General features: G+C 44.4%; 21 protein-coding genes and 2 tRNA genes. 14 read left to right on the top strand and 9 right to left on the bottom strand.

Translation table 11 applies throughout. The annotated features are described in order from the left end of the window. Nucleotides 1-517 precede the first annotated feature (517 nt). The 6 genes from RIG27_RS05190 (at nucleotide 518) to RIG27_RS05165 (ending at nucleotide 7,449) form a co-directional block, all read left to right on the top strand. On the top strand, nucleotides 518-1,603 hold the full coding sequence (locus RIG27_RS05190; protein ID WP_446343078.1) for an RNA polymerase sigma factor: 1,086 nt from the start codon (nucleotides 518-520) through the stop codon (nucleotides 1,601-1,603). A 335-nt stretch (nucleotides 1,604-1,938) separates the two neighbouring features. Continuing rightward, nucleotides 1,939-3,180: a hypothetical protein gene (locus tag RIG27_RS05185; RefSeq protein ID WP_446343076.1), complete on the top strand. Its 1,242-nt coding sequence runs from the start codon at nucleotides 1,939-1,941 to the stop codon at nucleotides 3,178-3,180. A gap of 621 nt (nucleotides 3,181-3,801) precedes the next feature. Beyond that, a complete protein-coding gene (locus tag RIG27_RS05180) occupies nucleotides 3,802-4,320 on the top strand; it encodes an ATP-binding cassette domain-containing protein (RefSeq protein ID WP_446343074.1) in 519 nt (172 codons plus the stop codon). A 274-nt stretch (nucleotides 4,321-4,594) separates the two neighbouring features. Continuing rightward, nucleotides 4,595-5,833: an RNA-guided endonuclease InsQ/TnpB family protein gene (locus RIG27_RS05175; RefSeq protein WP_446343072.1), complete on the top strand. Its 1,239-nt coding sequence runs from the start codon at nucleotides 4,595-4,597 to the stop codon at nucleotides 5,831-5,833. Next, complete coding sequence (locus RIG27_RS05170; protein ID WP_446343070.1) at nucleotides 5,834-6,259, top strand: ATP-binding cassette domain-containing protein; 426 nt, start codon at nucleotides 5,834-5,836, stop codon at nucleotides 6,257-6,259. A 311-nt stretch (nucleotides 6,260-6,570) separates the two neighbouring features. Then, complete coding sequence (locus RIG27_RS05165; RefSeq protein ID WP_446343068.1) at nucleotides 6,571-7,449, top strand: Rpn family recombination-promoting nuclease/putative transposase; 879 nt, start codon at nucleotides 6,571-6,573, stop codon at nucleotides 7,447-7,449. A 395-nt stretch (nucleotides 7,450-7,844) separates the two neighbouring features. Here the strand turns inward: RIG27_RS05165 and RIG27_RS05160 are convergent, their stop codons facing one another. Next, complete coding sequence (locus tag RIG27_RS05160; RefSeq protein WP_446343084.1) at nucleotides 7,845-8,207, bottom strand: hypothetical protein; 363 nt, start codon at nucleotides 8,205-8,207, stop codon at nucleotides 7,845-7,847. A 401-nt stretch (nucleotides 8,208-8,608) separates the two neighbouring features. On the opposite strand from RIG27_RS05160, the gene RIG27_RS05155 reads away from it, so the two are divergent. From RIG27_RS05155 to RIG27_RS05145, 3 genes are all read left to right on the top strand, one after another. Continuing rightward, on the top strand, nucleotides 8,609-9,127 hold the full coding sequence (locus tag RIG27_RS05155; RefSeq protein WP_446343066.1) for an HNH endonuclease: 519 nt from the start codon (nucleotides 8,609-8,611) through the stop codon (nucleotides 9,125-9,127). A 16-nt stretch (nucleotides 9,128-9,143) separates the two neighbouring features. After that, on the top strand, nucleotides 9,144-9,533 hold the full coding sequence (locus RIG27_RS05150) for an alr0857 family protein (RefSeq protein WP_446343064.1): 390 nt from the start codon (nucleotides 9,144-9,146) through the stop codon (nucleotides 9,531-9,533). 89 nt (nucleotides 9,534-9,622) lie between these two features. Continuing rightward, nucleotides 9,623-10,465 carry a hypothetical protein gene (locus RIG27_RS05145; protein ID WP_446343062.1) on the top strand — a complete coding sequence of 281 codons (843 nt, stop codon included), beginning with the start codon at nucleotides 9,623-9,625 and terminating at the stop codon, nucleotides 10,463-10,465. Nucleotides 10,466-10,597: 132 nt separating this feature from the next. Here the strand turns inward: RIG27_RS05145 and RIG27_RS05140 are convergent, their stop codons facing one another. The 3 genes from RIG27_RS05140 to RIG27_RS05130 all read right to left on the bottom strand — a co-directional run bounded on the left by RIG27_RS05140 (nucleotide 10,598) and on the right by RIG27_RS05130 (nucleotide 13,355). Continuing rightward, on the bottom strand, nucleotides 10,598-10,732 hold the full coding sequence (locus RIG27_RS05140) for a hypothetical protein (RefSeq protein ID WP_446343060.1): 135 nt from the start codon (nucleotides 10,730-10,732) through the stop codon (nucleotides 10,598-10,600). A 462-nt stretch (nucleotides 10,733-11,194) separates the two neighbouring features. Then, on the bottom strand, nucleotides 11,195-11,443 hold the full coding sequence (locus RIG27_RS05135) for a hypothetical protein (RefSeq protein ID WP_446343058.1): 249 nt from the start codon (nucleotides 11,441-11,443) through the stop codon (nucleotides 11,195-11,197). A gap of 142 nt (nucleotides 11,444-11,585) precedes the next feature. Next, a complete protein-coding gene (locus RIG27_RS05130; protein WP_446343056.1) occupies nucleotides 11,586-13,355 on the bottom strand; it encodes a sensor histidine kinase in 1,770 nt (589 codons plus the stop codon). Between the two features lie 84 nt (nucleotides 13,356-13,439). Here RIG27_RS05130 and RIG27_RS05125 point away from each other — a divergent pair, with 84 nt between their 5' ends. Beyond that, nucleotides 13,440-13,682: a hypothetical protein gene (locus tag RIG27_RS05125; RefSeq protein ID WP_446343054.1), complete on the top strand. Its 243-nt coding sequence runs from the start codon at nucleotides 13,440-13,442 to the stop codon at nucleotides 13,680-13,682. Here the strand turns inward: RIG27_RS05125 and urtE are convergent. From urtE to urtA, 5 genes are all read right to left on the bottom strand, one after another. After that, nucleotides 13,671-14,372 (bottom strand): urea ABC transporter ATP-binding subunit UrtE, encoded by a 702-nt coding sequence (urtE, locus tag RIG27_RS05120; RefSeq protein ID WP_446343082.1) that lies wholly within the window; start codon nucleotides 14,370-14,372, stop codon nucleotides 13,671-13,673. The genes RIG27_RS05125 and urtE overlap by 12 nt on opposite strands. A 522-nt stretch (nucleotides 14,373-14,894) precedes the next feature. Then, nucleotides 14,895-16,034, bottom strand: a complete 1,140-nt coding sequence (gene urtD / locus RIG27_RS05115; protein ID WP_446343052.1) for an urea ABC transporter ATP-binding protein UrtD — start codon at nucleotides 16,032-16,034, stop codon at nucleotides 14,895-14,897. A 63-nt stretch (nucleotides 16,035-16,097) separates the two neighbouring features. Next, complete coding sequence (urtC, locus tag RIG27_RS05110; protein ID WP_446343050.1) at nucleotides 16,098-17,273, bottom strand: urea ABC transporter permease subunit UrtC; 1,176 nt, start codon at nucleotides 17,271-17,273, stop codon at nucleotides 16,098-16,100. Nucleotides 17,274-17,391: 118 nt separating this feature from the next. Further along, nucleotides 17,392-18,564: an ABC transporter permease subunit gene (locus tag RIG27_RS05105; protein WP_446343048.1), complete on the bottom strand. Its 1,173-nt coding sequence runs from the start codon at nucleotides 18,562-18,564 to the stop codon at nucleotides 17,392-17,394. Between the two features lie 89 nt (nucleotides 18,565-18,653). After that, a complete protein-coding gene (urtA, locus tag RIG27_RS05100; protein ID WP_446343046.1) occupies nucleotides 18,654-19,976 on the bottom strand; it encodes an urea ABC transporter substrate-binding protein in 1,323 nt (440 codons plus the stop codon). 264 nt (nucleotides 19,977-20,240) lie between these two features. On the opposite strand from urtA, the gene RIG27_RS05095 reads away from it, so the two are divergent. The 4 genes from RIG27_RS05095 to RIG27_RS05080 all read left to right on the top strand — a co-directional run bounded on the left by RIG27_RS05095 (nucleotide 20,241) and on the right by RIG27_RS05080 (nucleotide 24,457). Continuing rightward, nucleotides 20,241-20,322: transfer RNA gene (locus RIG27_RS05095), tRNA-Tyr, on the top strand. Nucleotides 20,323-20,376: 54 nt separating this feature from the next. Then, nucleotides 20,377-20,448: transfer RNA gene (locus RIG27_RS05090), tRNA-Thr, on the top strand. Nucleotides 20,449-20,592: 144 nt separating this feature from the next. Continuing rightward, on the top strand, nucleotides 20,593-23,682 hold the full coding sequence (locus RIG27_RS05085; protein ID WP_446343044.1) for a UPF0182 family protein: 3,090 nt from the start codon (nucleotides 20,593-20,595) through the stop codon (nucleotides 23,680-23,682). A 430-nt stretch (nucleotides 23,683-24,112) separates the two neighbouring features. Continuing rightward, complete coding sequence (locus RIG27_RS05080; RefSeq protein WP_446343042.1) at nucleotides 24,113-24,457, top strand: hypothetical protein; 345 nt, start codon at nucleotides 24,113-24,115, stop codon at nucleotides 24,455-24,457. Nucleotide 24,458: the final 1 nt, after the last annotated feature.

Here is a 24,458-nt window from a genome sequence, read left to right as displayed (position 1 = left end):
CAAAGCCTTTATATAACAAAAGGTTTGGGCGTTATCTGGATGTTTTTCTCAATTTTGAATAGCTGAGGCGCTACAATTATTATGGGGCTTGGTTTTTGATTGTTTAAACTGATAGTTTAGCATAGTAACTCCGGAAGAACCATATTAGCGTATTACAGAGTTGGCGATTGAATGAAATACATTCCAGGACATATCTAATAGGATAATTGCATGGCTGCTACCTGATTGGGTTGAAAATTTATGTAATACGGATAAATTTTCCGTATTAATACGGATGTGTTTTAGTGCGTGATGTGGCAGTTGATATAGCAGTTCAGATACCTGATTCTGGCGAGAAGTCGGGTATCTTGCCTGAGCGTGGCAACGATCCGACTTTTCCGACTTTGATGATCCGACTTTCCCGACTGACAGGGGTTAGGGAGGGGAGCCATGATAGAGACATGGAAAGGATGCAGCCTCAAAAAAGAGCAACTAAATCCAATCCTTACCTATTGGGTTCACTACCAGTTTTTAAGTCATGTCAAATTCTCAATCAGCTAGTGCATCAGGCATTCGGGGTTGCTCTGAAGAGTTAGGGAAAGCATTTTGGCAGCAATGGCAGCAGTATCAAGATTATCTTTACCGTTGCTGCATTAAATGGATGGGGGGGAACCCAACGGATGCGGAAGATGCGCTCTCGCAGGCGATGCTGAAAGCTTGGGAGAAGGTGCAAAAGTATGCGGGAGAAATTACTAATTTTAAGGCTTGGTTGACAAGTCTGACTCATAATCTCTGCGTGGATATTCATCGAGAACGCAGTCGGGGGGCGAATCGAGTTGAGGATATAGAAGGTTACGCCTCTGATGAGGAGCAAGGACTGGTACGGAGTGAGGATACGCCAGAAATTGCAGTGGAGACTGACGAGAAAAGGATTGTGATTCGTCGTGCGATTGATAACTTACCGACAAGGTTGCGCGAGACGTTTATCCTGCACTTTTATCAGGAATTGTCTTACCCAGAAATTGCCCAACGGCAAGAGATTTCCTACGATAACGTCTGCAAGCGTATTTCCCAGGCGCGGAAGATTCTGCGTGAGGAGTTGAGGGGATATTTTATAGAGGAGGAGGGGACGGATACGGATAAATCTGTTCCACCGACTGCAACGGAGTCGGCAATTGGGGAAATGTCCGAGGGGAATGCGCCAGTTGAAGCGATTGTGGGCGAGACGGTGACGTTACCGGAAGCGGTGGAGGAAGTGGAGAGTGTTGTTGGTGAGGAAGCGCAGGAGGTAGCGCGTGATGTGCAGCACTCTGAGTCGGTGATGGTTGCGGCGACTTCTGAGGGGAAGTTAGAAGTAAAGAGTGATGGTTGTCGGTGCGTTAAGGTGGGGCTGTGTGAAAGGCTGCTTGCACCGATTTTGGCGTTGGCACAATTTGAGGAAGAGACGGGAAATTGGGTGAATTTCTGTCTGGCGGTGCTATGGAGGCAAAAACAGCATCAGGTGGGGAAAGTGGCGGGAGAATTTTTGCGATCGTCCCGCTCTCCTCCTTGGTATCGTTTTGCCTATTTTCAATCCTTGGTCAAGAGTCTGTCGGGGATAAAGGTGAGGATTCGTTTTTTTTAGTCAAACTTCTTCAAGTCTGCCTCATCCCAAGCTTATCTTTTGGCGATGCCTTACGGTAAGGTTCGTGCGATCAGTGTGGAAGTTTGCAATCTGTCGGGAAACTGGAATTAAGCCAGTATGTGCAGCAGTATCTTTCTGGATAGAAGAAACGGTTAGTCTTGGCGAAGAAGCTTTTCGGAAATGAAAAACGCTTCTAACTCAAAAAAATCAGAAATTGCTTCTCAGAATCGTCTTAGGAATGTACAACAGAGAACACTATTGTGATGTAAGAGGTTCAAATGATTGGAAACTCGTCAAACTCTGTAAAGCTGATGCCTTTCAAGTCAGGAAATCACATGTCACGAGATCTGGCTAAAACGTTAGTTCAGACGCTCGAAGGCGGCGATCCTACTCAGCAGTTATTGAATAAGCTATCAGATGATTCTTCAGATCTTCGAGGACTCATAGATAATATCAAGGATAAAAAAAAATGGATTTCAGGTAAACTTCCTGACGGGACACCTGCTATCTTCAACCGGAACGGTAGTGCGATGTGTGCAATTGCTACTACTGAGATGGATGCAGAAACTCGAGATAAATTAAATCTAAAAGACGCACAATATACTAGAATTGCCAATGTCTATTTCGGTTCACCAAGTTTCACGACTACTCAAGAAATAGGACTTGTAGTATTTGATGCAGCCGCAGCTACGGCTATTACTAAGGCTGTTAACCCTTTTATCTCTAAAATAATAGGTAGGCTTCAAGCTGGACTTGAAGCTCTTGTAACTAGAATTTTTGCTGCGGAGGTGGCTCAGGGGGAGGTTGTGATTGGTGAAGAAATTGAAGTTGTTGTGCAAGGAGAAATAGAGCAGACAATTGAAATAGAAGAAATCGCTGAGACATTTGTAATAGAAATAGATACTTCAATTGTAGAAGGTAGCTTAATACTTATTGGCAGAGGTCTTTTATCATTAATCGGTTGGGTCGCATTAGCACTAATAGTCTATTTTGCAGTCAAGTGGATAACAGACATTCTTTTCCGAAAATACAACAGTGTGTTATTCGTAGTCAATGTGACAGATCAGAATCTGCTACCAACATTACAGTATCTAGACAACATACCATCTCAGAAGGTTGGAGATTCATCAAAACAGACTTTATGGGCTATTAGTTCTGTTGAACAATCTCCATTTAAAGATTTTAATCCAGATGATCCAGTAGTATCTACAGCAATGTACTCGTTTTATAACCATAATAAAATTTTAGAAGGTTTGGGATATCTTATAGAGTTCAAAAATGTAACTAAAGACACAACTAGCTCCCTACAAAATATGATGGCTACGGTTGATATACCACGCATAAGTGATAATTCAATCTCTGTATGGTTCAACGAAAATTCAACTGACTACAAAGCCCTTTATAAGGCAAAAGAAGGTTGCAACAAGAAATTACAAGTAGAAGCCTCTCTGGGTGACTATACTGCAACACTCACTATAAATGCTTTGAGTGGTGCAAAAGATAATCAATATATGTCAGTTTTGACTATTGCTGACAAAGAGAATTTTCAAGATTTTAAAGACTACGCAGATCAGTAAATGAGCGTACCATTCAATTCTAAAGATAGACAACAACAAGTCCAAATCTTTTCTTTGAATTGACACAACGCAGAAGTTTTGGAAAAAGCGCCCTAACTCAACTGAGTCATCTTATTTTTGATAAACCTACATAATTAACCCCTCCCCACCTCAATCAAAGATTATAAGTGGGGAGGGGTTCAAATCTTCAAATTATGACCTTATCCAAATGGGGATAGCTATTAATAAAAACATCTCCATCCGGTCCGCACTCTAACGCAAACGTTTGTTTCAGTTTGAATCGGTTGATCTTGTTGACTCACTTTAGCTTGGTCAGCTTGGTCAGCTTGGTTAAATTGGGTAACCTGAGCAGCATTAACAGGAAAACCGAGCGCCATCAATCCAGTAACGATTAGTAGTGTTTTTTTTATGATTAAAAATCCTTAACTCTTTCTTATTTATAACATTAATTTAAACAGAGTAGGTAAAGTTATTATGAAGGTTTAAGAGTATTTTATAAACAGAATATAAAGTCTAAAATAGCGGGTATTGATGCGATAAATCATCCGACTTTTCCGACTTTAAGATCCGACTTTTCCGACTGACGGGGGTGGGGGAAGCAAGCTATGATAGAGAATCCCCATGATTGGTTTTATATTGACGCAGATTGTGACCTTAAGCGTCGGTGCGTCGATGACGTTCTCCAATGTGATTTCGGTAGGAACCCTGGTTTCTTATCAGCTTTTATTGGTTGGGTTGAATCTAAATATTCTCGCCTTAACTGGGTCGGTGCCTTATTTTCTCGATGGCATTGCAGCCCTGCGGCGCATTAACGATATCTTATCAGAAACACCTACCATTCAGGATGCCCCAGATGCCATTGACTTACCTCACTTTGAGAGCGAAATTTACTTTGACAACGTTACCTTTAACTACTCGGCTGAAAGAAGTGGGGTAAAAAATCTATCCCTGAAGATTCGCCAAGGAGACTTTGCGGTATTTGTCGGTCAAAGTGGAGCAGGTAAAAGTACAATTATCAACTTACTGACGCGATTTTATGACCCGGATAAGGGACGTATTCTGTTTGATAGCGTTGATTTACGTCATGCCACAGTACGCTCCCTCCGTTCTCAAATTGGACTGTTGATGACTAGAGCCTGATTGACAGGCAATTTCTAGATACTTCTTGAAATATCTCCCTGGGCGTGGTAATATATTGCTCCGGTTAGCAAAAACAACAATGAAGTCGGCTCAGGACTCAATTACAAGCCCAAAGGATTACTTTCCCTTTTGGGACAAGTCTTGTCAGGAAATGTCACAGAAGTTGTGGTCTCTCACCAAGACCGACTTGTCAGGTTCGGTCTTGACTTCATCGAGTGGTTATGTCAGCCAAAAAACGGCTTCCTCTTGGTTCTCAACACAAGTGAGAGATCTAATGAACTCCAAAGGGTTGAGGATATCCTTGCCATCGTCCATGTCTAATGTTGCCGAGTGTACGGAAAAAGAAAGTACAATTCTGCTATCAAAGAAGATTCGAGTTTACCCAGAAACGGCACTAGCTAAGACATGGTTTCAATGGATATCGGCTTCCCGATGGTGTTTTAATCAAGCCATTGCCATACTCAAAACCCAAAGAATCGGTAAATACGACTTGAGAAAAATGGTAATGAGCTTGGCTCCATCTTGGGTAAGCCAAACCCCTTATAATCCACGTCAATTAGCCGTATTTCAGGCGTTTGAAGCACACAAAAGTGCCAGAAAATCAGGGGGAGACGCCAAGTTCCGCTCAGTGCGTGAACCCGTTAAGTCCATTCGGTTTCAAAAGGATAACTGGAAAAAAGGAACGTTCTATCCAACACAAACCAAGGGGCTAAGTTTCAAGGCTCGTGAACCAATTATCGAAGTCATGCACCATGAGCCTACCTTGGTACTAGACAGAGGACGTTGGTTCATTTGTTACGCCATAGATGCGCCTAGACCCGAACCCCTGAAAAGTGAGCTAGCCATTGCCCTTGACCCGGGTGTGAGAACGTTTTTAACGGGGTTTGATGGCTCCGAAATTTGGGAGATTGGCAAGTATGATATGGGACGCATTTACCGATTAGCCAGCCATCTTGACAAGCTAATGTCTCGGATGGCTCTAGCCAAGGGACGCAAATCTAAACGCCTACGGTATCGGTTGCGTCAAGCCGCCCAAAAAATCCGCATCAAGATTCGGAACCTAGTTTCGGAACTACACAAAAAGGCAGCTAATTACTTATGCACCAAATATAAGGTAATATTCTTGCCAACGTTTGAGGTCAAAAATATGGTCAAACGGGGTAAGCGGCGACTATCAACCAAGACGGCGCGAAAATTGGTTACATGGTCCCATTACCGTTTCAAGCTTTCGTTGAAGCATCAAGCAGCCAAGTATGGTTGTGTTGTAGTAGACGTAACAGAAGAGTACACCAGTAAAACCTGTTCAAAGTGTGGACACATTCACACAAAACTAGGAGGCAACAAACAGTTTGTTTGCCCCTCCTGTGGTCACGCGATTGGGCGTGATATCAATGGCGCTTTCAACATTTTGTTGAAGGCTTTGAGAGATACCTCCGCATCTGGAGTGATAGCTTCATTCCAGATTGTGCCATACCCAGAAAATTCCAGCAATTGCCAGATTTTTCCGGGTTAAATGTATCTGGTTTCTCAGGATGTAATTCTGTTTAACTGTTCCGTGCGAGAAAACATCCGCATGGGCTATTTAGACGCCACCGATGAACAAGTGGAAGCCGCCGCTAAAGCCGCCGAAATTCACAAGTTTATTTTGTCCTTACCCCAAGGCTACGACACCCCAGTAGGAGACAGAGGCGGACAGTTATCCGGGGGACAACGGCAACGAATCGCCTTAGCCAGGGCGCTGGTGAGAGATCCCGCGATTCTGATTCTGGATGAAGCAACATCCGCCCTCGACCCCGCGACAGAAGCGGAAATCCTCGCCACTATTGAGCGTATCACCCAAGACCGCACCGTGATTTTCATCACCCACCGCATGGCTCATGCGATGCGTGCGGATGTCATGTACGTGCTGGAAAACGGCGGCTTGGTGGTGAGTGGGTGACACACAGATTTTTCCGGGTATAGCAGTAGACAGATCGATTAAGACTTTCGGCACCATTGTAGAGACGTTCCATGGAACGTCTCTACATAAATGATGAGGTGACTTCAGGTTCAAGTCGTGAGTAGATTGGCAACAGAGCCATTACAGCAGTTTGCTCTGCTATGCGGTACATTGTCGATCCCCCTCGCATCCCCCTTAAAAAGGGGGACTTTTATTTACTGTACTTTATTACAGCGCAAAGCGCTGTATCTTGAATCATTAGGGCTAAATCTGTCACAATATACTAAGTAAACGTTCCCATCAATGCCGTTATGCGCCAAACACACATCAGATTTGATTGGGCGATTAAAAAATTACTGAGAAACAAAGCTAATTATGGTGTTTTGGCAGGTTTCTTGAGTGAGTTATTGGGGAAACCAATCAAGATCCAATCAATACTCGAAGGTGAAAGCAATCAACAAGCGGAGGATGACAAGCTAAATCGAGTCGATATTCTGGCTGAAAATGACCAGGGGGAATTGATTCTCATTGAAGTGCAAAACAATACAGAGCAAGATTATTTCCATCGGATGCTCTATGGCACTGCGAGATTAATTACTGACTTCCTGGAAAAAGGGGAGCCTTATGGGAAGGTCAAAAAAGTTTATTCAGTGAATGTCGTATACTTTTCTCTGGGACAGGGAGATGATTATATTTACAAAGGAAAATTAGATTTTTGTGGTCTTCACTTAGAAGACAGGTTGGGTCTATCAATAAACCAGCAGAAGCTGTTTAATATCAAAGACGTCTCTGAGATTTTTCCCGAATATTATGTGATTAAAGTCAACAATTTTAACGACATAGCAAAAACAACCTTAGACGAATGGATATATTTCTTGAAAAAGAGCCAAATCAAAGATGAATTTACAGCCCAAGGTTTAGCGGAAGCGAAGGAAAATTTACTCGTCGATAGCTTGAGCGAAGAAGAAAGAGCGAACTACCTGAGATTTATGGAGAATCAGCGTTATGAAATCAGCCTGATAGAAGGTTCGCGTTCAGAGGGAAGATTAGAGGGAATTGAGGAGGGTATAGAGCAAGGCAAACAGCAAGCAAAGATTAACATAGCCAGAATCTTAAAACAAAAAGGGACTGATATTGACACAATCACAGAAGCAACAGGACTTACTAGAGAAGAGATTGAGAAACTGTAGCGCTTCTAGATGAAACTAGCGCTTACTTATTGGAAGCGGGCTAAATGATAGTAGACATTATGCCCACCAGTTTTTTGGGGCGAGGTAATAAGTAGTCGGACAAAAGAAAACGGCACGCTCATGAACTTTTGTAATCCTTGTCGGGCATCCGTTGTAGAGAAAGGCAATCTGAAGGAAGGGGGGGAAAGCGATCGCGTGTGACAATTGCGTAAGTCTTGAGCTCAAATCATTTTAATTTATTTTGGCAACAAAGAGCGAGCGCTTCCCACAAATGTCAAACAATGTCGGAAAATGTCGGTAAAATTATTGTCCTAGGTCATCCTCTTAATGGGACTTATCATAGGGACACGATATATCGTGTCCCTACAGATAGCGCATTTTGAATCGGTGGATGTCTAACGCGCCGCTTTAACGTTGGATGTCTCCGGCGGCATACTTTCCAAACTGAGAGGCACCATATCGCCGTTAAACGTCAATCCTAATAACATCGGTTCCTGGGGTTGAATAAACTTGCCCGTGAGTACACACCGCTCTTCTTGCTGGGCGGTAGCCCGAATGCTGGCTCTGATATCGTAGACCGAAAAGTTAGGTCGATAATCGCCCAATTTCTGCTGAACATAGTTCCAGAGGATATCTCGAATTAGGGCTTGATAGCCTTGGTTGCCAGATAGATCTTTGAGCTTCTCCTTTAACTCTCTCTCCAAGCGGATGCTGGTGACTTCCATGTCAGTGGTTGAAGTCCTAGGCGCAGTACGTATCATGTTTTTTTCCTCAATTATGTGGACAGGTTCGTAATACAAGTGTAGTATGTAAAAAGCAGTATTGAAACAAATTACCTCCTGTGAGCCTTCATCGATCCTTCTCCACCCCTTGCCCTGATACCAGTCGCCTCGGCGATTGGCAGTCAGCAGGTTTGTCGGTGGAGTTTTTTATTCGGGATGGATATGGCTCGATAGAACCCGGTACCAACCCAATTGGAAACCAATTTAATTCTGACGCCGAAAATTTAACAAGTATCAATCCAAAACCGGATCACAGCGGGAGGTACAGGCGCATCCAAGCCATACCGATATAGGACAAGAAAACCATACCGTTTTTCCAATCCCCCGCTCTGACTACAACCAGCAGCGGGGTTTCTTTATCCCAAGGAGTAAAAAGCGTGACGAGTGTAACTGACGGATTAAGGCGTTCAGTGGTGGTGTTCTCTAAGAACTACCTACCCATCAGTCGAGTCAACATGAAGCGGGCGGTGACGCTTCTGGTTACGGGCAAAGCCGAACCGCTAGATTGGTTTAAGGGTCAAGGCTATCCAGTGCATTCACCCAGCTTAGTCTTGCTGGTTCCTGAACAGATTCGCTTGACCAAAGCCAATTGCGATCGCGTCTGGAAAGTACCGCCCGTGAATCGCCGTGAAGTCTTGCGTCGAGATAAGCATCGTTGCCAATACTGTGGTAGCTCAAAACGGCTCACCCTCGACCACGTTATCCCCCGTTCTAAGGGCGGAAACCATCGTTGGGACAATGTAGTTACCGCTTGCCAACAGTGCAACTCTCGCAAAGGCGATCGCACGCCTGAGCAAGCGGGAATGACTCTACTCACCCAGCCCAAAGCGCCTATGCATCCCACTGTAGCTTTTGCCGAACAGTTCTGGCGCGAACAGCACGTCCACCTGGAATAATAGGAGATATCAGGTCATGCTGAAACTTACTTATACTGAAAATAGCTTTTACCTCGAGCGTCTAGCGGGGTCTCTAGAGGAATGGGTGACGGCACGAGTCATGTTGTCTCTAAGAGCCGCGTCCAGCCTCTGGGTCGAATCTAGCACCGCTTCGTTTTTACTGCCTGTGGATATGCCTCACTTGGCTGACTTAGAAAAGGCGGTTCGGCAACAAATAATCGATGAGATTTCTCTGTCGATTTGCGATGCTAATTATATCGAAGTCACCCTGAAAGGCACTTGGATGACATCTAATCCCCATGGTGAAGAGGGTGTGTTTGTCGTCAAGTTAAGCGATCGCACCGAGTTTTTTCTCTGCAAGCTGTGGCAGGAGTCGCAAACTTATGCCTCTGTTACTAATGAATAAGCGAGGGCGCACTGTCAGTAGTGCGCCTTTTCTGTATACGTCTTTTTCGGCTAAAGTGAGGCTGATAACCTTGCCAAATAAATAGAGCCATGAATACCAAGGTACTACTCCCATTCTTAATCACCACCTTGCTGGTGAGTGGATCGGCAACACCGGGAATCGGGCGGGCTGAACCCCCGATTCAAGTCGCCCAATCCATCTGGAAACCCTTCTCCTCAGCCGAAGGCAATTTCACTGTCTTAATGCCCGGTACACCTCGCCAAGAACAGGACACAATCAACACTGAATTAGCTCCACTGAACTTGAAGGCATTTACCGTTGAACGTCCCAACGAAGCGAACTATTTGGTGGCTTACTTTGATTTACCGGGAGATTTTAGCACTATGATCCAAACTTCGGGTCAAATCAATGAGTTTTTAACCGGAGTAGTGCTGGGATTATCCGAAAGTATGGCGGGTCAACTATTAAATCAGCAAGCGATTAATTTAAATAATTATTCTGGCAAAGCATTTAGAATGCAGCACTCTGAAGGTGTTGTTGGTAGATATCGGCTTTATTTAGTCAATCAACGGGTCTATTTATTAGGAGTCGGTACGTCCAAAGAAAAATACTTGCAAAAGAGTATTCAGGGCTTTTTTAATTCCTTCCGACTCGCGGGAGGAGCCACCGGAACAGTTACTCCGGAAGGTGCTACCGGAACAGTTAGTCCCCCTTCAGCTAACCTCAATGCCCAATTGCGACAAGCTGTCTGTACTCAAAGCTGGTCACAAGCAATTAATGTGATTAATCGGATGATCGGTCAGATTGACTCCCAAGAGGTTCGCCAACAGTTAGTTGATTATAAACAAAAATTGCAAGGATTTGCCAGTTCCGATTCAGTGGTTCCCGCTAGTGAGTTACCTGATTGTTCGCCGGGAAATGGGGGTAATTAGGGGTTGCTGAATAAGTTTTGTGGTGGGGTTATAGAGCAGGGGGAGCAGAGGGAGCAATGTAGAGACGTGCCATGGCACGTCTGGGAGCAGAGGGAGCAGAGAACAGAATGAACAAGCAACGATCAACAAAATTTACTCCAGGTTCAACTGATTGATCACGCTCTGAACAATTACCTCTGGAGATTGGGAAGCGTCAATGTGGATAGCTTCAGAGGGAGTCGGTTCTTCTAAGGTTTCAAACTGACTGCGTAGCAGGCTTTCCTTCATAAAGTGGTGCTGGCGATGTTTAAGCCGTTCATAAATGAGTTCAAAGCTACCTTTTAGGTAAATAAACTGGGCTTGTGAATCTTGAAGATGTAAAACTTAACGATAACTTGATTTAAGCGCTGAACAGGCTAATACTGTATTTTTACCTGCCATTATCCACTGATCCATTGCTGATCGCATCGAGAGCCAGAAACTCCCATTACAACTATAATCATTTCTCAATTTATAATGATTGAGGGTAACTATATTTTTATCCTACAAATTAGGTGATTATGGTCATCTTTGGAAAGGGTTTAAGTAGGTTCGTGGAAATAAACTGAACTAGATTAAGTTATGGGGAATGGGCGCATCGCTATGCGCCCCTACTGGGTTGGATATCCAGTCTTTCCCATTCCCTGATTTCAATCACCAGAATAGCACCCTGAATCGTGGTGATTTTCCTAACGTGTTGGAGTCGCATAGTTAACCCCAAGGATCATGTTCTTCGCCAATCATCCGATTCGCGATCGCTCTCCATACATACGCCAAACCTGTTCTGGATAATAGGTGAGTCTGAGCGATGATATAGTCAGCCAGATGACTGGTGGCGGATATGACAATTAATCCCGATTCTTGACCCAGTAACCGTTCTACCAGTTCCGCTTTTTCCTCTGTTGATAGGGTATTCGCTGCTTGCCAAACGGTATCTACAGGACTAGATTGATTGTTCATTGGTATTATGTCGCGTTCATACATCGTTTTACTGTTCCTCATATAACTAGGAAGATTATAGGAATCATACCAGTTCAACGAAACCGTGGATCTACTGAGAACTTATAGTTATCGGTGAGAGCATACTGTATAATCTACGGAATTACTCCGGCTTAATTGGTAAACTGACGATAAACTCTGAACCTTGACCCAATTCTGAAATTACCTTTATTTTCCCCTGATGTTTCTCAATAATCTGATAAGATATAGCCAAACCCATCCCTGTTCCTTGTCCGACGGGCTTGGTGGTGAAAAAGGGGTCGAATATTTTAGGTTTTATGTTTGGAGGAATCCCCGAACCTGTATCCTGAATTGTGATTTCGACGTGATCAGAATCAACGTGCTGGGTTTGAATTAAAATCTGTCGTTTCGCCAAACCTGACTCAACACTCAGTTCATCGATGGCATTGTTGATAATATTCATGAACACTTGATTAAGTTGTGCTGGATAGCACTCAATTAAAGGAATTTGTCCATACTGCTTGATCACTTTAATATTCTGAGTCAGACGAGAATTTAAAATTAAAAGTGTATTATCAATTCCTTCGTGAAGATCAACTCGTTTCATTTCTGCCTCATCGAGGCGAGAGAAGTTTCGCAAGGATAAAATGATTTGGCGAATGCGTTCGCTTCCCACTTGCATGGAGTTCATAATTTTGGGTAAATCTTCACGGATAAACTGCAAATCTATGTCGTCAAGTTTCCTTTGAATCTCCGCTGAAGGTTGGGGATACTGCTGCTGATAGAGATGTAAGAGTTCGAGAATATCGTGGGTATAGTCTTGGACATAACTGAGATTGCCATAAATAAAATTAACCGGATTATTAATCTCATGAGCAAGTCCAGCCACCATCCGTCCCAAACTGGACATTTTTTCACTTTGAATCAGTTGCACTTGGGCTTGCTGTAAGTCGCGAATTTGCCTAGCGACTCGTTGAATAAGATGATTCAGAGACGTGGCTAAAACTCCAATTTCATCTTCAGTCATGACGGGGGCTTGCAGGTTAAAATTACCGTCATGAGTAGCTTGTTCTGCAACGCGGGTTACGGCTTCAATTGGACGTGCGATCGCGCGACTGGTATAGATGGCTAAAACAGCCGCAATTCCTATCGATAGCATCATACTCCCCGCAATGATGCTAGCCCGTAATATCTTAGCGTCCTTAAATTTAGCCTTTGCCTGCTGTTGTTGAATTTCAGTTAAGCTAACGAGCTTGTCTAAACTTGCTGAAATTGTTTCAAACTGGGGAATCAGTTCGCTTTTAAACGTTTTTACAAAAAAAGGTTGAATCGTTTGAAGTTGACTGGGAGTAAGCGTTTCAGAATTAAGTCTTTCTAAAAGAGAGCTAACGATCTGATGATAGGTGCCTAAACCCCGCTCACAATAATTCAATATATCTTTTGGCGAGTTCTTATAATCGCTGGGTAATTGACGATGATTTTTTAAATGAAATTGTAATTGGGCGAGTTGACTATTGCTTTTTATTAAAGTTTCATTTAATCTCACAATAAAATCAGCTTCTAAAGACTGATTTTCTGATAAATAGGTTAGTCGTTCTTGGTACAATTGAATAGTAAAAAAAGATTTTTCTAAATTTCCTAACATATCCAGTCGTTCCTGGGTAATTTCTAACGACTCTCTGGCGCTATCATCATAATGTTCTCCAACGATTAATCCTGTCGCCGTTCCCAAAACAGCAATACTCACCGCTAAAAAATAGCCAGAACCAATTTTTTGATGAATACTCCAACGACGGCTGATATGATTGATCCAGAGTCCAGGATTAACAAATAGACGAAAGCGACGCGATGGCGGGGAAGGAGTCGCGACATTTGGATGGTTAGAAAAAATACCCGATTCTGAGTGATGCATAAGGCAAATGCGATACTGTCATGGTTTTACTATAGACAAAGCACCCTTTGCCTTTCCAAGGTAAAATTTTTAGATGTCAATCCTGTGAATCTGGTGTTTCAGTCATTTGTCATTCGTCATTTGTCATTCGTCATTTGTCATTCGTCATTTGTCATTCGTCATTTGTCATTCGTCATTTGTCATTCGTCATTTGTCATTCGTCATTTGTCATTCGTCATTTGTCATTTGTCATTTGCTTCCCCATCTCCCTCATCTCCCCCATCTCCCCCATCTCCCTCATCTCCCCCATCTCTCCCTGTTCCCTGTTCCCTAAAACTAAACCGCTAAAAAGCGCTGAATCACCTGCTGACTCAATTCGCTGGTTGAACCTGATGCGACAATACCTCCCTTTTGCATCGCGTAGTACCAATCTGCTTGTCGGACAAAATGCAGATGCTGTTCCACCAGCAGCACAGAAATGCCTGTAGACTTGACAATCTGGCGGATAGCGGCTTCAATTTCTAGGATAATCGAAGGTTGAATTCCTTCGGTGGGTTCATCCAATACCAATAATCGAGGTTTCCCCATTAACGCCCGCGCGATCGCAAGTTGTTGCTGTTGTCCTCCACTTAAATCTCCGCCCATGCGAGATAGCATAGATTCTAACACGGGGAATAAGCTGAAAATTTCTTCGGGAATCTCGGCTTTGTTCCCTCTACCCCGACGACAGGCTTCTAACCCCAGCAACAGATTTTCTTTTACCGTTAAGCGCGGAATAATCTCCCGCCCTTGGGGAACATAACCAATGCCTAATTTTGCCCGTTGATCGGGGGATTTATGGGTAATCAGTTGCTTGGCTAAGGTAATTGTACCTGTTCGAGGTTTGAGCAACCCCATAATCGTTTTCAATAATGTTGTTTTTCCCACGCCATTACGTCCAATCAGACAAACCATTTGTCCAACGGGTACACTTAAATCTACATCCCGCAGGATGTGACTTTCGCCATAATAAACATTCACATCCCTAATTTGCAGCATTAGCTGAGTTGAGGATTGATGATCAATTTTAGATATTACTTGGTCAGTTTGACTCATAGCTAGAAGCGGTTAATTGGTATTCTTAGTGTAGTGCAGCATCGCTCAAATATTATTGAGGAGTATTAAGTTTAGGAACTATTGTAGGGGCGGGTTTAGGCATAATTGTAGGGGCGGGTTTAGGCATAATTGTAGGGGCGGGTTTAGGCATAATTGTAGGGGCGGGTTTAGGCATAATTGTAGGGGCGGGTTTAGGGACTAAATTCAGCTATTCACCGATAACATTTCAACAAAACCCGCCCTCCCCACTGTAGTATGATATATTAAAAATTGTATAGCATAGTAACATAGGTTAATTGTAGTTATTTTGCAAAGACACAGGCTTTAAACCCTTACTCTGGCGTCATTTTCTTCACTAGCGTCGGCAAAACTCCCAAAATACAAGCATACCCCAATGACAAAATTTTTTGAGCTTATTCAGAAATAAATTTGACAAAAAACACATTTCATGAATTCATTCCTCAATCACAATGACTTGGAGGTATCTGCTTCTAAGCGATTTACCACAGCTTCCGGTAAATCCAGCAGCTTCACCAGTTCTTTATAAGCGGCTGCTTCTTGTTCATTAATAGTGGGTTCATTCGGCGTGCGGGCGCTAACATTAATCACCTCATACCCCAACTTCAGAATCAACTCCCGTTCTTGAGGACTTTCAATTTGAGCCACCAATTCATCAATATCAACATTGGCGGCTAGATAATCCCGCAGTTCTGCTTTTAATTTATTCTGGTCTTCACTATCTGTCGAAAACATTTGGCTCAAGCGAGCAATAATTAACTCCGCTTCTTCGGGTGCTAAATCCCCATCTGACCAAGCCATTGCGGTTACAATTCGCAGCAGTTTCATTTGATGGGCGCTAATCGAGGACTCTCGCCCTAAATACACTTCCACCACACGGGGGTCATTATGCACCTCATCAATACTTCCTTCACATAACACCGAACCCTCATGCAACACCGTCACCTTACGGGCAATCAGCCGCACAAATTCCATGTCATGTTCAATGACAATAATTGAATGACTCTCAGCTAAATTAATCAGTAAGTCAGCGATATTTTCGGTCTCTTCATCGGTCAACCCAGCCACAGGTTCATCAACCAGCAATAAATCCGGGGATTGCGCCACCAACATACCAATTTCTAACCGTTGCTTTTCCCCATGGGAGAGTAAATCGGCTTGTAAATCGGCTTTGGGAACTAAACCAATTGTTTCTAATAACCCTAACACCGTGCGTCGTTCCGATGCAGCAGGACGCCCAAACAGCGTTGAAAAAACATTTTTACTGCGATTACAGGCTAAATCTAAATTTTCTCGCACCGTTAGATTTAGGTAAACTCGCGGGGTTTGAAATTTACGACCAATCCCCATCCGCACAATCATATCTTCAGGTTTGCGCCGCAGATTGCGTCCTTTAAACAGAACTCGTCCCCTAGTTGGCTGGACTTTTCCGGTGATCACATCGAGAAACGTCGTTTTTCCCGCACCATTGGGTCCAATAATCACCCGTAATTCTCCAGTATCCATACTGAAGTTGAGGTTGTTGAGTGCCTTAAAGCCATCAAAACTAACGGTTAAATCTTCAATTGATAATATCGGTTGATTCATAGTTGGCAAACGTTTAGCTAACCTAGGACGAAGGACTAATGACGAACGACTAATGACGAACGACTAATGACTAATTTCCTCTCGTTCCCGCTGCACATCTGGGTCTTCTTCTAAACTGGGGTAAGTAATTACCTCTTTACGCTTACCGAATAGACTCAGCAACGCCTGATACCCGGAATACCGCCACCACCCCACAATTCCACTCGGCAACACAGTCACCACCAACAAAAATAATCCGCCTTGGAAAAATAGCCAACTTTCGGCAAAGTTTTCACTTAAAATACTTTTAGCAAAATTAACCACCAGCGCCCCTAGAATTGCGCCCACCAGTGTGGCACGCCCACCAACCGCCACCCAAATCACCATTTCAATGGAAAAGGCAATATCCATCGCCTTCGGTGAAACAATACCCGTTTGCAGCGTGAACATTGCACCCGCTATTCCCGCCAATGCCGCAGAAATACCAAAGACTAACACCTTAAATCCGGTGGGATTGTATCCCGAAAACCGCACCCGATTTTCATCATCGCGAATCGCCACCAGTAAGCGTCCAAAACGCCCCTGAGTCAGCCAGCGACATAAGGCATAAGAGATAATCAGCAACAGAATTGTAATGGTATAAAAGATAAACTGGGTGCGGCTGGCATTCACATCAGCCCCCAGCAAGGTTTGGTAATTGGTCAAACCATTCGTGCCGTTAAATAGTTTCTGTTGACCGTTGAAGAAATTGAAAAAGACAATCGTAGCCGCTTGGGTGAGGATAGAGAAATAAACACCCCGAATCCGATTGCGAAAAACAAGATAGCCGAATAAGCTGCCGACGACAGCCGGAACAATAATCACGGCAAAGACAGCAAATCCCAAGGAATCAAAGGGTTGCCAAAACCAGGGCAATTTGTCTACCCCATAAAGACCCATGAATTCGGGTAAAGTCTCGCCTTCCAAGGGGGCTAATTTTAGATGCATTGCCAAGGCATAACCGCCCAAGGCAAAAAAGATGCCATGACCCAGACTTAAAAGTCCGGTATAGCCCCAAATCAAGTCAATTGCCAAAGCTGCGATCGCCAATGCCAAAAATCGCCCCAATAAGCTCAGGCGAAAGTCAGACAGCGCCAAGGGAAACACAATAATCAGTAGCAGGGCGATGAGAGTAACCACACCCACTTCAATCAGCAGCGATTGACGACGCTTTCGCCGTTGGTCTATTCCGGGAATTTCAATTACTGAGTCATTTGTCATTTGTCATTGGTCATTGGTCATTGGTCATTTGTCATTTGTCATTCGTTATCCTAAAACTGCCTTAATTACTCCCTTTATGGCTGAACTTTTTTGTTCCTTCTCCCGTCTGCCTTCTGCCTCATAATTCATAAGAGCGTCCTTTCTGTGGAAAAATACCGCCGGGTCGAATTTGCAGGAAGATAATAATTAGGGCAAATACCATCACCTTTGCCATACTGGTAGTGGAAAAAAAGGTAAACAAATCAAATAACGGCTCAATGGGCTGAAAGAGCAAAGCCAGTATTCCCGAACCAATCAGGTAATTAATCGTCCCAATCGCTAACGCCGCCACAATCGAACCCACTAATTTACCGACGCCGCCAACCACCACCACCATGAATGTATCGACGACATAATTTTGACCGGTATTCGGGCTAACTGAACCCAGCAAACTAATTGCACAACCTGCAACCCCAGCTAAACCCGAACCAATAGCAAAGGTTAACGCATCAACCTTACCCGTAGGAATTCCCAAACAAGCGCTCATACTCCGATTTTGAGTTACAGCGCGAATCCGCAATCCCCAAGCTGAACGCTGCAAGAATAGGTAAATTCCGGTGAGGCAAAGAATCGTTAGCCCAATAATAAATAATCGGACATACGATAACTGAAAGCTGCCTTCTGACAACTCCACCATCCATCCCCCCCGCATCCAACTTGGCGCGGTGACATCAACACCTTGAGTACCAAACCAAGGCTTAGTTAACACTAGCTCGAATATTTCACTCAAAACCTTGCCAATCGTCAAGACAATTCCCAGGGATAATACCACCATTATCGGAATTGCCCAACTGCGAATCCTCGGAAAATCTGCCCGACGAGACAGTACCCACAGCGCCCCAAAAAACAGCAGGCAAAATAGGACAATCCCAATCACCATCACCCAATTTACGCTACGGACGAACTGCTGCAAAATTAGACTAACGCCCCAGGTTGCCAGCAAGGTTTCCAAGGGACGCCCGTACAGAAAGCGGATGACACCCCGTTCCAGAATCAATCCCACAGCGGCGGTTACCAGAAACGCGATCGGTATGGCAAATAAGATATAGGTTGCAAACCAAGGTTCCCCCAGAGACTTGAACCCATTTTGGACAACAAAGGTCGTATAAGCACCCAGCATCATCAACTCCCCGTGTGCCAAGTTGATCACACCCATGAGTCCGAATACAATGGCTAATCCTAGCGCTGCAATTAATAAAACAGCGCCAATACTGATACCGCCATAGAGACTATCTAAAAGTCCTGCTAGCACAATTTTCTACGTTGATTGTTGGTCAGGAATGACAAAGGACATAAGACCAATGACGATCTTCACCTTGAAGTTGATTGGCGTCTATCGGCTTATACGTCTTTTAAGTTGTATTTACCACCCTTACTCGGATCAGACCAATCACAGCCTAATCCCTTCGTATCGGCAACAAATTGATTCCAGGGAATGGGTTCAACGGCGGCTTCCGTCTCGTTGACAATTTCAAACAGACCATCCTCTCCCACTTTTCCAATCCGTACCACCTTCGAGAGGTGATGGTTAGGATTCATCGTAACCATCCCTTCTGGGGCTTCAAATTTCTGACCATAAGCTGCTTTGCGAACCGCTTCTAAGTCATCAGCCGTTCCCGCTTTTTCGACCGCTTGCTTCCATAAGTAAACGCCAATGTAGGCAGCTTCCATCGGATCATTGGTCACTCGGTCTTCACCATATTTTGCCTTAAATGCCTTGACAAATTCCTGATTTTCTGATGTATTAACCGTTTGGAAGTAGTTCCACGCCGCATACTGATCTTTCAGGTATTCTGTACCAATTGCCTTGACTTCTTCTTCAGCAATACTCACAGACATAACCGGATACTTATCAGGGGTCAACCCTGCACCCTGTAGCTGTTTGAAGAACGCCACATTACTATCTCCGTTGAGGGTATTAAAAATAACGCCCCCGTCTGGCAACGCCGCCCGAATTTTAGTAATAATGGGAGTAACTTCTGTATTCCCCAGAGGCAAGTAATCCTCGCCAACGGTTTCGCCACCTAGTTCTGCAAGCTGAGCTTTAATAATTGTATTAGCGGTACGCGGGAACACGTAGTCAGAACCAATCAGGAAGAATTGTTTGCCCTTATTCTCCAGCAACCAAGCCACGGCTGGCTCAATCTGCTGATTCGGAGCAGCGCCTGTATAGAAGATATTGTTAGAACACTCCTGACCCTCGTACTGCACAGGATACCAGAGCATATGTTTTTTCTCTTCAAAGACGGGCAATACCGCCTTGCGGCTAGCCGACGTCCAGCAGCCAAAAACGGAGACGACTTTATCTTGGTCAATTAATTTTCTGGCTTTCTCCGCAAACGTGGGCCAATCTGAGGCACCGTCTTCCACAATCGGTTCAATCTGCTTACCCAGGACACCCCCAGCGGCGTTGATTTCCTCAATCGCCAGTTGTTCGGCATCCACGACACTTTTTTCACTAATCGCCATGGTGCCACTGAGGGAATGGAGAATCCCCACTGTTATCGTGTCACCATTGCCACCAGCCGCCGCCGAGTCAGAGGTTGTCGCCTCTCCGGTGGTATCCATTGCTGGCGGCTCACTACAGGCTTTGAGCAGAATACTGGTTCCCAACGTGGCGGAGCCATAGATCAAAAATTTGCGTCGCCCTAATCGTCTAACCATTTGTATAGATAGTCCTTGGGTAATTCTGTTTGTTGATAGAGATAAACAAGGTTAAGCTGTGATATTAGAGCCAGCTTATCTGAGTAATTGTTATTTTTAATACAAAATGGCAAGACGGGGCAGATGGAGCAGATGGCTCAGATGACGGCGCTGTAGGGGTAGAAGGCTTGCGCCCATTCGGGAAGATAGCTGAGATGGGGAAGTCCGAAAAAAAGTTGAACACAAATTAAAAGTTGTGCTAGTATTAATAACTGTGAACGAAATGGGTCGATGCCCGAGTGGTTAATGGGGGCGGACTGTAAATCCGCTGGCTATGCCTACGTTGGTTCAAATCCAACTCGGCCCATCACATGACTCTAATTTTTAGGGGATGTGTGTATTAGAAGCGTCCATTACATCAGCCCGTGTAGCTCAGTGGTAGAGCACACCCTTGGTAAGGGTGAGGTCACGAGTTCAATCCTCGTCACGGGCTTTTGAGAAAGCTATACCCTTTTTATGTAGAGACGCGCCATGGCGCGTCTCTAGCACAGTTCGGAAATTCCTAATCGATTTGTCTACTGCTATATTTGTTGGAGGTGACAGATTAATGTTATGAAGACAAATATATGTCAGAAAAATGTTTAAACGCATCTGGAACCGCCTTTTTCAAGTCACCATCGTGCTTCTGGGGTTGTGGCTAGCCTGGGATTTGCTGGCTCACCTGGTTGCGGAAATTTTATGGTTCATTGAGCTTGACTATTTGTCAGCATTCTGGTTACGCTTGCGGACTCAGCTAGGTTTGTGGGCGTTTGTTGGCTGCTTATCCGCCGGATTTTTACTCAGTAACTTGTTTCTCGCCAATCGGCTGAAGTATCCCGCCGCCATCGCTAAGGAGGTTGGCAACCCCACTAGGATACCTCCGGGGACTACTCAACTCAATCCAACCCTATCAAAGACTCCTACACAAGACTCTACACCCTTAAACCTTGAAAAGGGAGCGTTAGCGCTGCGGTTAGGACTACTCTTGCCAATCGTACTATGCCTCGACGTACTCGTGGGGATAATGCTAATACACTACGGCGAAGTGGCTATCTCCCTTTGGCAACCTGATTTTAATTTGCCCAGTGTAACCCCACCCCTACCGCCTCCTTTTGATTGGAGTTCCATACACGATGTATTGCTACAGTTGCTGGTACAGATAATACAACTCATTGGTTTAGTCATCATTGTCATCGCATTGGTGGTTAATTCCCAATTCTGGTTAACGGTGATGGCTGTTGTTTTTTCAGTGGTTTTTGCCTTAGTGGTATCTGGACAATGGGGCAGGATTTTGCAGTATTTACAGCCAACCGCCTTTAACGCGAATGACCCTTTATTTGGCACGGATATTAGTTTCTATGTCTTTAAACTTCCGGTGTGGCAACTATTGAACTTTTGGCTGGGGGGGCTGTGTCTGTTTGGTTTAATTGCCGTAACCTTAACCTATTTGGTATCTGGAAATAGTCTATCTCATGGGCGGTTTCCCGGATTTTCTGATCATCAACTTTATCATTTACATGGATTGGGTTCTTTGGCGATGGTGACAGTGGCGTTCCAGTATTGGCTATCGCGCTATGAACTGCTGTATTCCACTCGTGGCGTTACCTATGGTGCTAGTTATACCGATGTTAAGGCGCAGTTACCGATTAATACAGGGTTAAGTGTTTTCGCCCTGGGGATTGCTTTATTTTTACTCCTGAGACCAATAATCGGGTTTAAGTCGCTGCACAGAAGTGGCAAGGGAACACTCTCCCTACTGGGATTGTATGTGATGATGGTCGCGATCGCAGGCTGGCTAATCCCGGCGACGGTGCAACAGTTTGGCGTGCAGCCGAATGAATTAGAACGGGAACGCCCCTATATTGAACGCAGTATCAAACTGAGTCGAGCCGCATTTGATCTGGATAGTATTAATGTAGAAATCTTTAACCCCGAAGGCGAACTAACCAGTGCTGATTTAGATGAAAATGTTTTAACGATTCGCAATATCCGCCTCTGGGATGCTCGTCCCATCCTGCAAACTAATCGTCAGCTACAACGTATCCGTCTCTACTACGAATTTGCGGACGCTGATATTGACCGCTACAGGCTACCGTTAGAAGTGTCTGGTGTTCCGCCTTCCTTTGCGGGAGAAGAAGGCGATGAACTAGAAGCAGAAGACACAGAGATTTCCCTAACTGTACCAGCACCCAGTTTTACGATTGAAAAGCAACAAGTGATTATTGCACCGAGGGAATTATCCTACGAATCAGTGCCCGAACAAGCCCAAACCTGGGTTAACCAACACTTAGTTTATACCCACGGCTATGGCTTTACGATGAGTCCTGTAAATCGGGTGGGTAGTGGCGGATTGCCTAACTATTTTGTGAAAGATATTGGCACCAGTGCTGATCCCGGTGTTGGCGGAGATTTATCCACATCTAGCCAACTGATTCGCGAAAGTATACCCATTGGTGCGCCCCGAATTTACTACGGACAACTGACTGAAAATTATGTGATGACTCCCACTAAAGTGCGGGAATTCGATTATCCCAGTGGTGAGGATAATGTTTACAATATCTACGATGGTAATGGGGGTGTTCTCATTGGTTCACGTTGGCGCAGGCTGTTGTTTGCCGAGTATCTCAAAGATTGGAAGATGCTGTTTACGGACAACTTTATGCCGGAAACCAAAGTATTATTCCGTCGCAACATCAACCAACGGATTCGGGCGATCGCGCCGTTCTTACGTTATGATCGCGATCCGTATATTGTCAGTGTTAATCCTCAGGGTGGGGAAACAGAAGCGGATCAAACCTATCTTTACTGGATTATTGACGCCTACACCACCAGCGAACATTATCCCTATTCTGACCCTGGTGATAATCAGTTTAACTATATCCGCAACTCGGTTAAAGTCGTCATTGATGCCTATCACGGCACTATTACATTCTATGTTGCTGACCCCGATGACCCAATTATTCAAACCTGGACAAAGATTTTCCCTACCTTATTTAAACCGTTAGATGCCATGCCTGAGGCGTTGCGACTTCATATTCGCTATCCGGTAGACATCTTCAGTGTCCAGTCGGAACGGTTGCTCACCTATCACATGACTGATCCCCAAGTATTTTACAACCGGGAAGACCAATGGCGGATTCCCCAGGAGATTTACGGAACTGAGTTACAACCTCTGGAACCGTACTACCTGATTATGAAACTGCCAACGGCTACGAATGAAGAGTTCATTCTCCTCCATCCCTTTACACCTCAGGCACGTAATAATTTAATTGCTTGGTTGGCAGGGCGTTCAGATGGTGAGAATTATGGCAAATTATTTTTATATCAGTTTCCTAAACAAGAACTGATTTACGGACCCGAACAAATTGAAGCCTTAATTAATCAAGATCCGGTCATTTCTCAGCAAATCTCACTGTGGAATCGTCAAGGTTCACGGGCAGTTCAGGGGAATTTGTTGGTGATTCCGATTGAACAATCCTTACTGTATGTCGAACCGCTTTACCTGGAAGCCGAACGCAATAGCCTACCTATTTTAGCACGGGTGATTGTTGTTTATGAAAATCGCATTATCATGGCGGAAAGTTTAGAAAAGGCGCTGGAGGGAATCTTTCAGGAACCTGAACAAGAACCCGCCCCCACGATTATTCGTCCCCTAGAGGAACCCCCTGTGCCGTTAGAGGGAGGATAACCAAGGCAGAAGGCAGATTAAAAACTACGCAAGTTTGAATGGCAAAGGCTAGTCTGTAAGTAGTCGGACTTTCATTAACCTTAACGGTTGAGATTAGGGAACAGGCAACAGGCTTTTATCTGCTAAGGAATAGCTTGATTTTTGAGGCGCGATCGCACTCTCTCCTTTCAACCTAACCTAAACAGCGATCGCACTCCTGTTATGCCACTCTTATCAATTCTCCCACCAACTTTGGGATATACGCCCTGGTGGGGATATTATGCTTTTTTTCAATAAGCGCGATCGCACTCCTGTTATGCTACTCTTATCAATTCTCCCACCAACTTTGGGATATACGCCCTGGTGGGGATATTATTCTTTAAACTAAGGGCGATCGCTTTAAAATAGAGGAAAATTGAACTATGGCCCTATGGTTCACCGTGAGGTAACGATGACTTCAAAAGATCTAATCTTACAAGAAATGGGAGAGGTTCCAGAGCCAATCTTGGCTGAGGTTCTGGACTTTTTGCGCTTTTTGAAAGCAACGCGACTTCAAACACCTCAAACAGTAACGATTGTTTCTTCAGCCGGGGAAACTAAGGTGGCTTTAGACTCATTGAAGCAGGAACTCCCAGAAATATCATGGCAAAGCGATTTAGCCAAGAACCCGATGGAGCAAGTCCGCCAAGAGTTAATCCTAGCACTTAGGAATAGCGGCTACAGTTCCTCAGAATCGATTGTCGGGTTAGTTCGTGACGTTAAGAGAGAGATGCTGGCTGAAGGGGAATCCCACTGAG

Source organism: Coleofasciculus sp. F4-SAH-05, from assembly GCF_040222985.1.
GTDB lineage: Bacteria > Cyanobacteriota > Cyanobacteriia > Cyanobacteriales > Coleofasciculaceae > Coleofasciculus > Coleofasciculus chthonoplastes.
This window is presented reverse-complemented; position numbering and strand designations above follow the sequence as displayed.

Bases quoted from the DNA above. Each gene is read 5' to 3' on its own strand.
- RIG27_RS05190 (WP_446343078.1), top strand. From the start codon at position 518: ATGTCAAATTCTCAATCAGCTAGTGCATCAGGCATTCGGGGTTGCTCT.
- RIG27_RS05185 (WP_446343076.1), top strand. From the start codon at position 1,939: ATGTCACGAGATCTGGCTAAAACGTTAGTTCAGACGCTCGAAGGCGGC.
- RIG27_RS05180 (WP_446343074.1), top strand. From the start codon at position 3,802: ATGATTGGTTTTATATTGACGCAGATTGTGACCTTAAGCGTCGGTGCG.
- RIG27_RS05175 (WP_446343072.1), top strand. From the start codon at position 4,595: ATGAACTCCAAAGGGTTGAGGATATCCTTGCCATCGTCCATGTCTAAT.
- RIG27_RS05170 (WP_446343070.1), top strand. From the start codon at position 5,834: ATGTATCTGGTTTCTCAGGATGTAATTCTGTTTAACTGTTCCGTGCGA.
- RIG27_RS05165 (WP_446343068.1), top strand. From the start codon at position 6,571: ATGCGCCAAACACACATCAGATTTGATTGGGCGATTAAAAAATTACTG.
- RIG27_RS05150 (WP_446343064.1), top strand. From the start codon at position 9,144: ATGCTGAAACTTACTTATACTGAAAATAGCTTTTACCTCGAGCGTCTA.
- RIG27_RS05145 (WP_446343062.1), top strand. From the start codon at position 9,623: ATGAATACCAAGGTACTACTCCCATTCTTAATCACCACCTTGCTGGTG.
- RIG27_RS05140 (WP_446343060.1), bottom strand. From the start codon at position 10,732: ATGAAGGAAAGCCTGCTACGCAGTCAGTTTGAAACCTTAGAAGAACCG.
- RIG27_RS05135 (WP_446343058.1), bottom strand. From the start codon at position 11,443: ATGAACAATCAATCTAGTCCTGTAGATACCGTTTGGCAAGCAGCGAAT.
- RIG27_RS05130 (WP_446343056.1), bottom strand. From the start codon at position 13,355: ATGCATCACTCAGAATCGGGTATTTTTTCTAACCATCCAAATGTCGCG.
- urtE (WP_446343082.1), bottom strand. From the start codon at position 14,372: ATGCTGCAAATTAGGGATGTGAATGTTTATTATGGCGAAAGTCACATC.
- urtD (WP_446343052.1), bottom strand. From the start codon at position 16,034: ATGAATCAACCGATATTATCAATTGAAGATTTAACCGTTAGTTTTGAT.
- urtC (WP_446343050.1), bottom strand. From the start codon at position 17,273: ATGACAAATGACTCAGTAATTGAAATTCCCGGAATAGACCAACGGCGA.
- urtA (WP_446343046.1), bottom strand. From the start codon at position 19,976: ATGGTTAGACGATTAGGGCGACGCAAATTTTTGATCTATGGCTCCGCC.
- RIG27_RS05085 (WP_446343044.1), top strand. From the start codon at position 20,593: ATGTTTAAACGCATCTGGAACCGCCTTTTTCAAGTCACCATCGTGCTT.
- RIG27_RS05080 (WP_446343042.1), top strand. From the start codon at position 24,113: ATGACTTCAAAAGATCTAATCTTACAAGAAATGGGAGAGGTTCCAGAG.